We start from the raw sequence: 14911 nt of genomic DNA, 5'->3' as shown, positions 1-14911 counted from the left end.
TCACCACCACCCACCACGTCGACACCTTCCTCGAAATCGGCCCCGACACCGTCCTCGCCACCGCCACCGCCACCGCCATCGCCACCACCCGCCGCGGACAACCCGAAACCACGACCCTCACCAGGGCCGTCGGGCAGCTCTTCACCGCCGGGACCGGCCCCGACGCCGGCGCGTACCTGGCGGGGGCCCGCGAGGTGGAGCTGCCGACGTACCCGTTCCAGCACCAGCGGTACTGGCTGGTCCCCGACGAGTCCCCCGGCGACGCCGGCGGACTCGGCCTCGGGGCGGCGGACCACCCGCTGCTCGGCGCGGTGCTGGGGCTCGCCGACTCGGAGCGGAGCGTGCTCACCGGCCGGCTGTCCCTGCGCGAGCAGCCCTGGCTCGCCGACCACGCCGTCCTGGGCACCGTCCTGCTGCCGGGCGCCGCGTTCGTCGAACTCGCGCGGCGGGCCGCCGAGCACGTCGACCTCGACCTCATCGAGGAGCTGACCCTGCACGCGCCGCTGGTGCTGCCGCCGGACGGCGCGGTACGGATCCAGGTGGAGGTCGGGGAACCCGACGAGGCCGGCCGCCGGCCGCTGCGGGTGCACTCCCGACGCGAGGACGCACCCGACGGCGAGCCCTGGACGCAGCACGCGACCGGCCTGCTCGACGTCGCCGCGGAGCCCGAGACCGGCTGGACCGGTGAGTGGCCACCCGCCGACGCCGTCCCCGCCCCGGTCGAGGACCTGTACGACCGCGTCGCCGACCTCGGCATCGACTACGGTCCCGCGTTCCGGGGACTGGTGGCGGCCTGGCGCCGCGGCGACGAACTGCTCGCGGAGGTCGCGCTCCCCGCAGACGTGCCCACGGGCCGCTTCGGACTGCACCCGGCGCTGCTGGACGCTGCCCTGCACCCGATCTCCCTGGCCACCGGGACCGAGGGCCCGCTGCGCCTGCCGTTCAGCTGGCACGGCGTACGGGTGCTGACCGCCGGGGCGACGGCCCTGCGGGTGCGGATCACCCCGACCGCCGACGACGCGTACGCCCTGGCGCTCGCCGACGACACCGGGATGCCGGTGGCCACTGTCGAGTCCCTGGCCGCGCGCCCGGTGACGATCGAGCAGCTGCGCTCCACCGCCGGTCCGGACGGGCTGCACCGGTTGGAGTGGCTGCCGGTCCCCACGCCCGTGGCCCCCGCCGACGCCTTCGACGTGTTCCCGGTCGGCACCGGCACGGACGCCGAGGCGGTACGGGCCGCCGTGCACGACGCGCTCGCGGCGGTCCAGGAGTGGCTGCCCGGCGACCGTTCCCCGCTGGTGTTCGTGTCCCGGGGCGCGACCGACGGCACGAACCCGGCGGGTGCGGCGGTCTGGGGCCTGGTCCGCTCCGCCCAGACCGAGCACCCCGACCGCTTCGTCCTCGTCGACACCGACGACCCGGCCCTCGTCGGCACGGCCGTCGCGACCGGGGAGCCGCAGGTGGCCGTCCGCGAGGGGGTGTCGACCGTGCCGCGCCTGGCGACGTTCGCGGCCGCCTCGGACCGCCGCCTGTTCGACCCGACGGGCACCGTGCTCGTCACCGGCGGCACCGGAGCACTGGGCGCCGCGCTGGCCCGCCACCTGGTCACCGCGCACGGCGCGCGGCACCTCGTGCTGACCTCCCGCCGGGGCCCGGCCACGCCGGGCGCCGCGGAGCTGGCGGCCGAGCTGGAGTCGCTGGGCGCCAGGATCACGGTCGTCGCCTGCGACGCCGCGGACCGGGCCGCACTGGCGGAACTCCTGACGTCCGTGCCCGACCTGGTCGGCGTCGTGCACGCCGCGGGTGTGCTGGACGACGGCACGGTCGAGTCGCTCACGCCGGAACGGGTGGACACGGTGCTGCGGGCCAAGGTCGACGCCGCGCTCAACCTGCACGAGCTGGCCGGCGACGTCGAGCTGTTCGTGCTGTTCTCCTCGGCGACCGGGGTGCTCGGCACGGCCGGCCAGGCGAACTACGCGGCGGCGAACGCCTACCTGGACGCGCTCGCCGCGCACCGCCGGGCCGCCGGCCTCACGGCGACGTCGCTGGCCTGGGGCCTGTGGCGCAGCGGTGGCGCGATGACCGGTGGGCTGACCGAGGCCGACCTCGCCCGCATCGGGCGCACCGGCGTGCTGGCGCACACCGTCGAGGAGGGGCTCGCGCTGTTCGACGCGGCCTGCCGGACCGAGGAGCCGTGCCTGGTCCCGATCAGGTTGGACGTTTCCGCCCTGCGCACGAGCACGACGGCGTCGCCACCGCTGCGCTCCTTCACCCGACCCCGGCGCGCCACCCCGGCCGGCAGCGCGGTGCCGCTGTCCCGCCGGCTCGCCGGGCTCACCGAGCCGGAACAGCGCGAGGTGCTGCTGACCCTGGTACGCACGAACGTGGCCGCCGTGCTGGCCCACGAGTCGGTGGAGACCATCGCGGCGGACCAGGCGTTCAAGCAGCTGGGCTTCGACTCGCTGACGGCGGTGGAGCTGCGCAACCGGCTCAACCAGGCCACCGGCCTGCGGATGCCGGCGACGCTGACTTTCGACCATCCCACGCCCACGGCGCTCGTGGAGCACCTGATCGAGGAGCTGGGCGGCAACCAGGAGAAGCTGCGGTTGCGCACCCTGGTCGACGGCATCGCCAGGCTCGAGGCGACGTTGGACGAGCTGGAGACGGCGGACGCGGCGGAGACGGACATCGCCACGGCCCTGCAACGGCTCCTGACGAAGTGGCGCGACAAGTCCAACCCGGCGCCGGCCGAGAGCGCCGACCTCGCCTCCGTCACCGCGGACGACCTGTTCGACATCCTCGACAACGAACTGGACAAGATCTGAACCGACGGGGCGGCGCGCCGGCGCCGCCCCGTCCACGGGGGCAGCTCGACAGGTCGCGTCGAGCTGGCCCGGTCCCCGGTGACTGCAAGGACCGGCTGCGGCCGAAAACGAAGAAGGCCGCCTACGGCGGCCTGTGGTGGGCGTCGGCCCGCCGGGTGTGGTCGCACCCGGCGGGCCCCACCGTCATCGCTTCGGGGCGATCAGCGTCCCGTCCTGCGCGTCGAGCACCGAGATGGCCTCCACCGGGCAGAACTCGGCGGCCTCGACCACCAGCTCGGACGGCGCCACCACGTCGGCCAGCGGCCGGGAGACGGGGTCCATCGCGAAGTGGTCCGGCGCGCTGCCCACGCAGAAACCCGAGCTGATGCAGCGCTTCGATTCCACTACCAACCGCCACCCGGCCTGGTCGCCGGCCTCGTCAGCGCTCACCACTGTCCCTCTCGTCGTGTGTCCACCGTGTCGGGTCGCGGGACCGCGCGTGGCGGCCCGCCCGGTTGCGGCGCGAGCTGACCCACGTCAGCTCACCACCGAGTACTTCTGCCAGCCGGTCGCGACGACCTCCGGTGCGGACAGCGTCGCGAACGGCCGGTCCGGGTCGAACTTGCCGTTGTGCAGGTGGACGACGAGCGTGCCGTCGGCGCGCAGACCCAACAGGTCGGGGCGGCCGTCCAGGTCGATGTCGGTCACCGTGATGATCTCGTACTCCTGCCAGCCCCGGGCGAGCGTGAACCACCGGCCCTCGCCCCGCCACCACGGGCCCTCGCCGGAGGTGTTGTGCGCGAACTCGTACAGGTCCAGGTCGCCGTTGGCCCGGCGGACCAGCAGGTCGGGCCGGCCGGTGCCGGTGACGTCGGCCATCGCCAGCGGGAAGTCGTCCACGTCGACGGTCACCAGGCGGTGCGCGGTGCGGTCGTACGTTTCGTTCTGCTTGACCTGCCGCTGGTTGAAGAACGCGTCCACGTGGCCGGCGTTCTGCTCGCGGCCGAACATGTCGTCGCAACCGTCCAGGTCCACGTCCGCGATGCCCAGGGTCTCCCACTTCTTGTCGTCCCGCGCGCCGGAGATGCGGATCGGCTCACCGAGGGTGTCCAGACCGTTCAGCCCGCCCTTGTTCGGGTAGAGGAAGATCCCGTGCGTCTCGTTCATGTGCGTCATGCTCACGCCGATGACGTCGGCGTAGCCGTTGCCGTTGACGTCGATGGGACGGACCAGCCCGTGGTTGCGCTCCGGATGGAAACCGGTGCTGATCAGCACCGGCTCGCCGAAGGTCTCGCCACCACGGAAGCTGCCGCTGTGCGGGAAGACCAGCAGTTCGCCCGTGACGTCGTCACGGACCATGATGTCCATCCTCCCGTCCCCGTTGAACGAACGGCAGTGACCATTCCCGCCCATGCGTGCCACAGATAACCTCCACGTACGCCCCGAAATACGACAGTCCGATCATTACGAAGGGCTCCGGGAGGGGTAACCCCTACCGACACCCCTCACCACCCGCGAAGAGACCGCCACGAGCAGCCAACATCGGGCCTTCGCGGCGGTCCATCCGGGAACCGAGGAACCACGGGAATCAGCGGAACCTGACGTGCGAACGGTTCAGCTCGCCCACCGAGGAGACCCCGAGCAGCTTCATGGTGACCTCGATCTCCCGGCTCAGGATCTCCATGGCCCGTACGACGCCCCGCCGGCCGCCGGCCATCAGCCCGTACTGGTAGGCCCGGCCGACCACGGCGGCGGTGGCGCCCAGCGCGATCGCGGCGACGATGTCCGCGCCCGAGGTGATGCCGGTGTCGACGAGCACCTCGACCCGGTCGCCGACCTCGTCGACCACGTGCGGCAGCAGCTCGACGGGCACCGGGGCCCGGTCGAGCTTGCGGCCGCCGTGCGTGGACAGCCACACCCCGTCGACCCCGACGGCCGCGACCCGCTTGGCGTCGGCGACGCTCTGCACGCCCTTGGCGACGAGCTTGCCCGACCAGGCGCCGCGCAGCCACTCGACGTCCTCGATGGACAGCCGGGGGTTGAACACCCGTTTGATCATGTCGGAGGCGGACCCGCCGGTCGCCCTGAGCACCTGCGGCGACGGGGTGCCGGCCCGCCACTGCCGCATCCACCAGCCCGGGTGCAGGAACGCCTCGGCGATGGTGCCGATGCTCATCGACGGCGGGATGGTGAGCCCGTTGCGGATGTCGCGGCGCCGCGGCACGGAGATCGGCGTGTCCAGCGTCAGCAGGATGGTGTCGAACTTCGCCTCCTCGGCGAGCGCGATCAGCTCCTTGACCATCGCCCGGTCCTCGGCGAAGTACAGCTGGAACCAGTGCCGGCCCTGCGGCGCGGCGGCGGCGACGTCCGCCAGCGACGTGGTGGCGAGCGTGGAGACCGAGTACGGAATGCCGAACTGCTGCGCCACCGAGGCGACCGCCGGCTCGCCCTCGGCGTGCATCACCCGGTTGAACCCGACGGGCGCCAGGGCGAACGGCAGCTTCTGCCGCTTGCCGAGCACCGTCCGGCTGGTGTCGAGGGCGGACACGTCACGCAGCACCGACGGCTGGAACTCGATGTTGGCGAACGTCTCCCGGGCGCGGCTGAGGCTGCGCTCGCTGTCGGCCGCCCCGTCGCAGTAGTCGAACACCATCCGGGGCACCGCCCGGCGGGCGACGGCGCGCAGGTCCGCGATGCCCGCCGCGCGCAGCAGCCGGCGCTCCGTCGGGTTCCACGCCACCTTGGGCGGCTTGATGAGGCTGCTCATCCGGGCGGACTTGCTCATGGGGGCTTCCTTCCGTGAGGGGTGGCGAAGGGCCGCTCCTCGGCGTGGGGGTCTGTTATGCGACGAGGGCCCGCTGGGCCAGCAGCTCCTCGACCACCTCGGCAGGCGTCGGGTGGTCGTAGACGAGCGCGGCGGTCAGCTCCAGCCCCGTGAGCGCCTCCAGCCGGCGTCGCAGCTCCACGGCGGTGAGCGAGGAGAAACCGATGTCGAGGAACTCCTGGTTCTCGTCGACCGTGGCGGCCGACGGCAGACCGAGCGTGTACGCGGTCTGCGCCCGCACCACGTGGGACAGCACCGCGCGGGTCTCGGCCTCGTCGGCGCCGTCGAGCAGCCGGCGCAACGCGTCGGGGCCGTCGATGTCGAGCGTGTCCTCGGCGGTCTCGGTGATGTGGCGCATCGCGTCCGGCAGGTCCCGCAGCAGCGGGCTCGGCCGGTACCGGGTGTAGTCGGGCGCGAACGAGGCCCAGTCCACGGCGGCGGCGACCCGCCCGACCGCGCCCGCGCCCACCGCCGCGCCGAACTGCTCCATGGTGAGATCCGGACCGACCGCGACCGACACCACCCCGTCGCGCTGCTGGGCGATCGCGTCGAACACGGCCGCCGTCTCGGCGGCGCCGGCGACGCCGAACATCTCGTCGGCCGTGTGCACGAGCACGAGCCGCTCCGCCCGGGCGGCGAGGGCCGTCTCGACCGCGTCGTCGGCGTCGCTGGTGACGACCACCGTGTCGGCGGCTTCCGTGGTGACCGTCGCGCCCGCCGCCTCCAGCAGGGCCGCGATCTTGTCCGCCAGCGGCCCGCCGTGCAGCGTCACCGTGCCCGCCGGCCGCCACGGCTCGCCGGTCGGCACGGGGGCCGCGACGAGCCGGCGGGCGAAGACGCCCGCCGAGCGCAGCGCCACCTGGTCCTCGCCGGCACCCCGGGTGAGCACCCGGCACAGGGCGGTCAGCGTCCGGTCGTCGAGCGTCTCGGGCAGGTCGACGACCCCGCCCCAGGCCCGGGGCGTGGCGAGGGCGGTGGAGCGGCCGAAGCCGTACGCAGCCGCCCCGTCCAGGTCGGTGATCCGCTCAGTGGGGGTAACCGCGGCCGCGCCCCGGGTCAGGCACCACACCGGGGTGTCGATGCGCGCCTCGTCGAGGGCCCGGACCAGCGCCGCCGGGGTGGGACCGGCGGGCGTCGTCAGCACCCCCGCGGCCACGTGCTCCGGCGTCAGGTCGAGCAGCTCGTCCGCCGTGCCGTCACGGTACACGCGGACGTCGGCGCCGTGCCGGGTCATCGCCTCGGCGATCCGTCCGGCGCCCGCCGGCACCAGCCACACGCCCCGCAGCGCGGCCACCGGCAGCTCCGTGACCGGGGACCAGCGCAGCTGGTAGCCGGGCGCGGGCCCGCGTCGCCACGACGCCAGCGCCACCGCGACGTCCTTCAGGGTCGCGGAGTCGTCCAGGCCCAGCAGCGCGCCCAGGTCGTCGCGGTCGACCGCGGCCCAGAAGTCGTCGCCCGGCGCGGCGGCGGCCGGCGGGTCCGGCCACAGGCGGGTGCGCTGGAAGGCGTACGTGGGCAGGTCGACCGGGCGCGCGCCGGCGAAGAAGGCCGGCCAGTCGACGGGTACGCCACGGTTGTGCAGGCGGGCGAGTGCCTCGGCCGCCACCAGCTGTCCGTCCCGGTCGGCGCGCTGCGCGGGTACGAACTCGCCGTCGGCCACGCACTCCCGGCCGAGCGCGGTGAGCACCGCGTCCGGGCCCAGTTCGAGGAAGGTGCGGACGCCGCGTGCCGCCAGCGCCTCGACCGCCCCGGCGAACCGCACCGTCGCCCGCACCTGACGGACCCAGTACTCCGGGGTCAGCTCGGCGGGCTCGCCGGTGACCGTGGAGAGCACGGGGATCGTCGGTGGGTGGTGGGTGACGGACCCGGCCACCGCGCGGAACTCGTCGAGCATGGGTTCCATCAGCGGCGAGTGGAACGCGTGCGACACGGTCAGCCGCTTGGTCTTGCGACCGCCGCGGGCCAGCTCCTCGGCCACCGCCAGGGTGGCGGCCTCCTCGCCGGAGAGCACGACCGAGGCGGGACCGTTGACGGCGGCGACCGCGACGGCGTCGGAGAGCAGCGGCGCGACCTCGTCCTCCGTGGCGCGTACGGCCACCATCGCGCCACCGGCGGGCAGCGCCTGCATCAGCCGGCCGCGGGCGGCCACCAGCCGGGCGGCGTCCGGCAGGGTGAGGACGCCCGCCACGTGCGCCGCCGCCAGCTCACCGATCGAGTGCCCCGCCACGAAGTCCGGCCGCACACCCCACGACTCGAACAACCGGAACAGCGCCACCTCCACCGCGAACAACGCCGGCTGCGCCCACCCGGTCAGGTGCACCTCCTCCGTGCCCAGCACCTCCCGCAACGGCCGCTCCAGGTGCTCGTCCAACCCAGCGCACACCTCGTCGAACGCCGCCGCGAACACCGGGAAGCCCATCAGCTCCCCCGCCATGCCGACCCGCTGCGCCCCCTGACCGGTGAAGAGCACGGCGGTCGCCCCGGCGGTGTCGGCGACCCCGCCGACCACCCCGGGGGCGTTCTCGCCACGGGCCAGCGCGGACAGTCCGGCGCGCAGCTCGGCCAGGTCCCGGCCGAGCACGGCCGCCCGGTGCCGCAGGGCGGTACGGGTGGTGGCGAGCGAGAAGCCGGCGTCCACGGCGGACGCCGCGTCGGTGAGGTGGACGGCGAGCCGGGCCGCCTGGTCCCTCAGCGCGGCCTGGTCCCGGCCGGACACCACCAGGGGCACCACCGGCACCTGGGCCGTCGAGTCCACCACCACCGGCTCGGGTGCCTGTTCGATGATCGCGTGCGCGTTCGTGCCGGAGATGCCGAACGAGGAGACGCCGGCGCGGCGGGGGCGTCCCGTCTCCGGCCAGGGCACCGCCGCGGTCAGCAGCTGGACGGCCCCGTCCGCCCAGTCGACGTGCGGCGACGGGGCGTCGACGTGCAGCGTCGGCGGCAGCACGCCGTGCCGGATCGCCTCCACCATCTTGATCACCCCGGCGACGCCGGCGGCGGCCTGGGTGTGCCCGATGTTCGACTTGATCGAGCCGACCCAGAGCGGGTGCTCGCCCCGGTCGCGGCCGTACGTCGCGATGAGCGACCGGGCCTCGATCGGGTCGCCGAGGGTGGTGCCGGTGCCGTGCGCCTCGACGGCGTCCACGTCGGCCGGTCGCAGCCCCGCGTCGGCGAGCGCCTGGTTGACCAGGCGCTGCTGCGACGGCCCGTTCGGCGCGGTCATGCCGTTGCTGGCGCCGTCCTGGTTGACCGCGGTGCTGCGCACGACGGCGAGCACCGGGTGGCCGTTGCGGCGCGCGTCGGAGAGCTTCTCGAGCACCAGCACCCCGACGCCCTCACCCCAGCCGGTGCCGTCGGCGCCGGCGGCGAAGGACTTGCACCGGCCGTCCGGGGCGAGGGCCCGCTGGCGGCTGAAGTCGATGAACGCGTTGGGCGTCGCGAGCACGGTCACGCCACCGGCCAGGGCGAGCGCGCACTCGCCCCGGCGCAGCGACTGGGCGGCCAGGTGCAGGGTGACCAGCGACGACGAGCACGCCGTGTCGACGGTGACCGCCGGCCCCTCCAGCCCCAGCGCGTACGACACCCGGCCGGAGACCACGCCGCCGGCGACGCCGGTGCCGATGAAGCCGTCGAGCTCGGGGGGCAGGTGCTGGAGGTGCGCGCTGTAGTCGTGGTACATCAGGCCGGCGAACACGCCCGTACGGCTGCCGCGCAGGCTGCCGGGGTCGATGCCGGCCCGCTCGACGGCCTCCCACGAGGTCTCCAGGAACAGCCGCTGCTGCGGGTCCATGGCCAGGGCCTCGCGGCGGGAGATGCCGAAGAACTCGGCGTCGAACCAGGCCGCGTCGTACAGGAAGGCACCCTCCCCGCAGTAGGTGCGGCCGGGCTTGTCCGGGTCCGGGTCGACGAGGTTGTCGATGTCCCAGCCCCGGTCGGTCGGGAAGCCGGCCACCGCGTCGACGCCCCCCGCGACCAGGTCCCACAGCTTCTCCGGCGAGCTGGCGCCGCCGGGGAACCGGCAGCCCATGCCGACGATCGCGATCGGGTCGTCGGTGCCGTCGGACGTGGCCACGACCACGGCTGCGGCCGACCCTCCGGCGAAGAGTTCCGCGTCCAGGTGCTCGGCCAGCGCGGTGGGGTTCGGGTAGTCGAAGACCAGCGTGACGGGCAGCCGCAGGCCGACGACCGCGTTGAGGCGGTTGCGGAACTCGACGGCGGTGAGCGAGTCGAAGCCCAGCTCCTTGAACGCCTTCGTCGCGCCGACCGCCTCGGCGCCGCCGTGCCCGAGCACGACCGCGACCTGCGTACGGACGACGTCGACCAGCTCCTTGCGGCGCTCGGCCGGGCCGCGCCCGGCGAGGGCCGCGACCAGGTCGGAGGCCGCCGCGGCGTCGGCGGAGACCTGGCGTCGCGCCGGGGTGCGGACCAGGCCACGCAGCACCGGGGGCAGCACGCCGCCGGCCGCCTGCTGCCGCAACGCGGCGAGGTCCAGGTGGATCGGCACGAGGGCGGGCTCGGGCGCGGAGAGCGCCTCGTCGAGGAGCGCGAGTCCGTCCTCGGTGGAGAGCGGCCGCACGCCGGAGCGCCGCATCCGGGCGAGGTCGGCGTCGTCGAGCGCGCCGGTGAGGCCGGTGCGCTGCGCCCACATGCCCCATGCCAGCGACACCGCGGGCAGGCCCCGGGCGCGCCGGTGGGCGGTGAACGCGTCGACGAACGCGTTGGCCGCCGCGTAGTTGCCCTGCCCGGGGCCGCCGAGGACGCCCGCGGCCGAGGAGAACACGACGAAGGCGCTCAGGTCGCCGGCCAGCTCGTGCAGGTTGACGAGCGCGTCGACCTTGGGACGCAGCGCGGTGGCGACCCGCTCCGGCGTGAGCGACGGGATCATCCCGTCGTCCAGGACACCGGCCGTGTGCACCACCGCCGTGGGCGGATGCTCCGCGACGAGCGCGGCCAGCGCCTCGCGGTCGGCGGCGTCGCAGGCGGCGACCGTCACGTCGACGCCCTGGGCGGTCAGCTCCTCGTGCAGCGTCGCCAGGTCCTCGGTCATGCCACGGCGGCCGGCGAGCACGAGCCGACGTACGCCGTGCCGCGCGACGAGGTGCCGGGCGACGAGGCGGCCGAGGGTGCCCGACGCCCCCGTGACGAGGACGGTGCCGGTGATCTCCGGCGGCGTGCCCGGCTGCCCGGACGCCTTGGCGAGGCGGGGCACGAGGACCTCGGTGCCGCGCAGGGCGAGCTGCGGCTCGCCCGAGCGCAGCGCGGGCACGAGGTTCGGCGCCCACTGCCCGCCCGCGACGTCGACGAGCACGATCCGGTCGGGGTTCTCGGACTGGGCCGAGCGCAGCAGGCCCCACACGGCGGCGAGTGCCGGCTCGGTCGCGTCGGTGGCCCCTTCGGTCAGGACGACCAGACGGGCGTCGGCGAACCGGTCGTCGGCCAGCCACTCCTGGGTGGCGGCGAGGGTGTGCTCCACGGCCCGGTACGTGGCCGCGACCAGGTCGCCGTCCCGGGCGACCGGGAGGACCACGTAGTCGGGGACCTCGACGATCGAGGCGAGACTGTCGTACGCGGTGGCGCCGGGCAGCTCGCCGCCCACGACCGCGACCGTGGCCGCGCCGTCGGCCACCGGGACGGGCACCCAGTCGAGCACGTGCATCGCCTGGTGGCGCGGGTTGGTCAGGTCGGCGAGCGCGCCCGCTGGCAGGCGGCGGACGGCCAGCGTGTCGATCGTGGCGACCGGGACGCCCGTGTGGTCGGCGGCGGTCACCGCGACGGCGTTCGGGCCGGCCGGGCGGATGGTGACCCGGAGTCGGGCGGCACCGGTGGCGTGCAGGGTCACCCCGTGCCAGGCGAACGGCAGCCAGGGCCCGCCCTCGCCGTCGTCGGAGGTGAACACGCCCAGGCCGAGCGGGTGCAGCGCCGCGTCGAGCACCGCGGGGTGCAGGCCGAAGCCCGCGGCCTTCGCCGCCTCGGGGGCGGTGACCTCGGCGAACACCTCGTCGCCCCGGCGCCACACCTGGCCCAGGCCGCCGAAGGCGGGGCCGTACGTCACGTCGAGCGCCGCGAACCGGTCGTACAGCTCGGCGGTGTCCAGCGCCTCGGCGCCCTCGGGCGGCCAGACGCCCGCCGGGGCCGCGGCACGGTCGACGGCGCCGGGCGCGCCGGCGCCCAGGGTGCCGGTGGCGTGCCGGGTCCACGGGCCCTCGCCGTCGGGCCGCGAGTGGACGGTCAGCCGCCGGGCGCCGTCCGGGCCGGGCTCGCCGACGCGGAGCTGGACCTGCACCGCGCCCCGCTCCGGCACCACGAGGGGCGCTTCGAGCGTCAGCTCCTCGACCTCGGTGGCGCCCACCTCGTCGCCCGCGCGGACCGCCAGCTCGACGAAGGCCGTGCCGGGCAGGAAGATCCGGCCCGCCACCCGGTGGTCGGCGAGCCACGGGTGCGCCGAGGTCGACAGCCGGCCGGTGAGCAGCACCCCGTCCGCGCCGGCGAGCGACACGGTCGCGCCGAGCAGCGGGTGTCCGGTGGAGCCCAGGCCGAGGCCCGTGGCGTCGACCGGGCCGCCCGCGCCGCTGGGCCAGTAGGTCCGGCGCTGGAAGGCGTACGTCGGCAGGGCGACCGGTCGGGCCGGGGCGGTGACCAGCGTGGCCCAGTCCGGCTGCACGCCACGGGTGTGCGCCTGCCCCAGCGACAGCAGGAACCGGCGCACGCCGCCCTCGTCGCGGCGCAGCGTGCCGACGACCGAGCCGCCGCCCGCCTCGTCGAGCAGGTCCTGCACGGCGGGTACGAGCACCGGGTGCGAGCTGACCTCGACGAAGGAGTCGATGCCGTCGGCGATGAGGCCGCGTACGGTCTGCTCGAACTCGACGGTCTGCCGCAGGTTGCGGTACCAGTACTCGGCGACCAGCTCGGCGGTGTCGAGCAGCTCACCGGTGACGGTCGAGTAGAGCGGGACGTCGCTGGTGCGGGGCCGCACGGGGGCGAGGACCCGGAGCAGCTCCTCGCGCATCGACTCGACGTGCGCCGAGTGCGACGCGTAGTCGACGTCGATGCGCCGTGCGCGGACCCCGTCGCGCTCGCACTCGGCCAGCAGCTCGTCGAGCGCCTCGGGCGCGCCGGAGACGACCACGGTGGACGGCCCGTTCACGGCGGCGACCGACAGCCCGGGCCGCAGGCGCCGGGCGAGACTCGCCACCGGCTCCGACACGGACACCATGCCGCCCCGCCCGGCGAGGTCCACGGCGATCAGCTGGCTGCGCCGGGTAACCACCAGGGCGGCGTCGTCCAGGGAGAGCGCGCCGGCCACGCAGGCGGCGGCGATCTCGCCCTGGGAGTGTCCGACGACGGCGGCGGGCTCGACCCCGTGCGAGCGCCACAGCGCCGCCAGCGAGACCATCATCGCGAACAGCGCGGGCTGGACGACGTCGACCCGGTCCAGGGAGGCGGCGCCCGGGACGCCGCGCAGCACGTCGAGCAGCGACCAGTCGGTGTGCCGGTCCACGGCGGTGGCGCACTCCGCCATCCGGGCGGCGAAGACGGGCGAGGTGTCCAGCAGTTCGGCGGCCATCCCCAGCCACTGCGAGCCCTGGCCGGGGAAGAGGAACGCGGTGCGGTCGCCGGCGTCGGCGAGCCCGGTGACGAGGTTGCGGGCGGCGCCGCCGTCCGCGAGGGCGTCGAGCGCGGTGGACAGCTCGTCGCGGTCCCCGACGAGGACGGCGCGGTGCGGGAGGCGGGCGCGGGTGCTGGCGAGCGCGTACGCGACGTCGTGCGTGTCGAGGTCGTCGCTCAGGCGGTCGCGCAGCCGGACCGCCTGGTCGCGCAGCGCCGCCTCGGTCCGGGCCGACAGCACCCACGTGGTGGGGCCCTCGGCCGGCGGGGCGCTCTCCGGGGCCTCGGCGGCCGGTGGCTCCTCGATCAACACGTGGGCGTTGGTGCCCGAGATGCCGAACGACGAGACGCCGGCGCGCCGCGGGTTCTCGCCCCGTGGCCAGCGCACCGGCTCGCTGAGCAGCTGGACCGCGCCGTCGGTCCAGTCCACGTGGTGCGACGGCTTGTCGACGTGCAGGGTGCGGGGCAGTTCCTCGTGCCGCAGCGCCATGACCATCTTGATCACGCCGGCGACGCCGGCGGCGGCCTGGGTGTGCCCGAGGTTCGACTTCACCGAGCCGAGCCAGAGCGGCCGGTCCCGTTCCTGACCGTAGGTGGCGATGAGCGACTGGGCCTCGATCGGGTCGCCCAGCGTGGTGCCCGTGCCGTGCGCCTCCACCGCGTCCACGTCGGCCGTGGTGAGCCCGGCGTTCGCCAGCGCGGCCCGGATGACCCGCTGCTGCGACGGCCCGTTCGGCGCGGTGAGGCCGTTCGACGCGCCGTCCTGGTTGACGGCCGAGCCGCGCACCACCGCCAGGACGCGGTGCCCGTTGCGGCGCGCGTCCGACAGCTTCTCCAGCACGAGTACGCCGACACCCTCGCCGAACGCCGTGCCGTCCGCCGCCGAGGCGAACGCCTTCACCCGGCCGTCCGGGGCGAGCCCCTTCTGGCTGGAGAACTCCACGAAGGTGCCGGGGGTGGAGATGACGCAGGTGCCGCCGGCCAGCGCGAGGTCGCAGTCGCCGCTGCGCAGCGCGTGCGCGGCCACGTGCATCGCCACCAGCGACGACGAGCAGGCCGTGTCCACGGTGACGGCGGGGCCCTCCAGCCCCAGCACGTACGACACCCGGCCGGACACGACGCTGCCCGCGACCCCGGTCATCGTGTAGCCGATCAGCGCGTCGACGTCGCGCTGCATGGCGTTCAGGTATTCGACGCTGTTCGCGCCGACGAAGACGCCGGTCCGGCTGCCCCGCAGCGAGTGCGGGTCGATCCCGGCGTGCTCGAACGCCTCCCAGGACGTCTCCAGCATCAGCCGCTGCTGCGGGTCCATGGCGAGCGCCTCGCGCGGGCTGATACCGAAGAAGCCCGCGTCGAAGTCGGTCGCGTCCGGGATGAAGCCGCCCCGCCGCACGTAGCTGGTGCCGGTGCCGCTGTCCGGGTCGAACAGGTCGTCCAGGTCCCAGCCCCGGTTGGTGGGGAAGTCGGTGATGCCGTCGCCGCCGGACGACACCAGCTCCCACAGGTCGTCGGCGGAGCGTACGCCGCCGGGGAAGCGGCAGCCGATGCCGACGATGGCGATCGGCTCCCGCTCCGTGGCGGTACGCAGCTTCCGCCGCGTCTCGTGCAGGTCGGCCGTCACGCGCCGGAGGTACTCGACAAGCTGCTCTTCGTTCGCCATCAGTAAGCCCTCCTCAGC

Annotated in this window: 5 protein-coding genes; 1 reads left to right on the top strand and 4 read right to left on the bottom strand. The window is 75.0% G+C overall.

What is annotated here, in order from left to right; translation table 11 throughout:
• Window positions 1-2825, top strand: a 2825-nt coding sequence (locus tag ACFHW0_RS29455; RefSeq protein ID WP_416612869.1) for a type I polyketide synthase, incomplete at its 5' end; no start/stop codon positions are given.
• A 183-nt stretch (window positions 2826-3008) separates the two neighbouring features.
• On the opposite strand, the gene ACFHW0_RS29450 is transcribed toward ACFHW0_RS29455, so the two are convergent.
• The 4 genes from ACFHW0_RS29450 to ACFHW0_RS29435 all read right to left on the bottom strand — a co-directional run bounded on the left by ACFHW0_RS29450 (window position 3009) and on the right by ACFHW0_RS29435 (window position 14893).
• Window positions 3009-3254 carry a ferredoxin gene (locus tag ACFHW0_RS29450; RefSeq protein WP_416612867.1) on the bottom strand — a complete coding sequence of 82 codons (246 nt, stop codon included), beginning with the start codon at window positions 3252-3254 and terminating at the stop codon, window positions 3009-3011.
• Window positions 3255-3341: 87 nt separating this feature from the next.
• On the bottom strand, window positions 3342-4217 hold the full coding sequence (locus tag ACFHW0_RS29445; RefSeq protein WP_416612865.1) for an FG-GAP repeat domain-containing protein: 876 nt from the start codon (window positions 4215-4217) through the stop codon (window positions 3342-3344).
• Between the two features lie 175 nt (window positions 4218-4392).
• The gene (locus ACFHW0_RS29440; protein ID WP_416612863.1) at window positions 4393-5589 is read right to left on the bottom strand and encodes an alpha-hydroxy acid oxidase; all 1197 of its coding nucleotides are present in this window, start codon (window positions 5587-5589) and stop codon (window positions 4393-4395) included.
• Between the two features lie 55 nt (window positions 5590-5644).
• Window positions 5645-14893: a type I polyketide synthase gene (locus ACFHW0_RS29435; RefSeq protein WP_416612861.1), complete on the bottom strand. Its 9249-nt coding sequence runs from the start codon at window positions 14891-14893 to the stop codon at window positions 5645-5647.
• Window positions 14894-14911 lie beyond the last annotated feature (18 nt).

The sequence above is a fragment of the Micromonospora sp. LOL_025 genome, assembly GCF_048060285.1.
GTDB lineage: Bacteria > Actinomycetota > Actinomycetes > Mycobacteriales > Micromonosporaceae > Micromonospora.
This window is presented reverse-complemented; position numbering and strand designations above follow the sequence as displayed.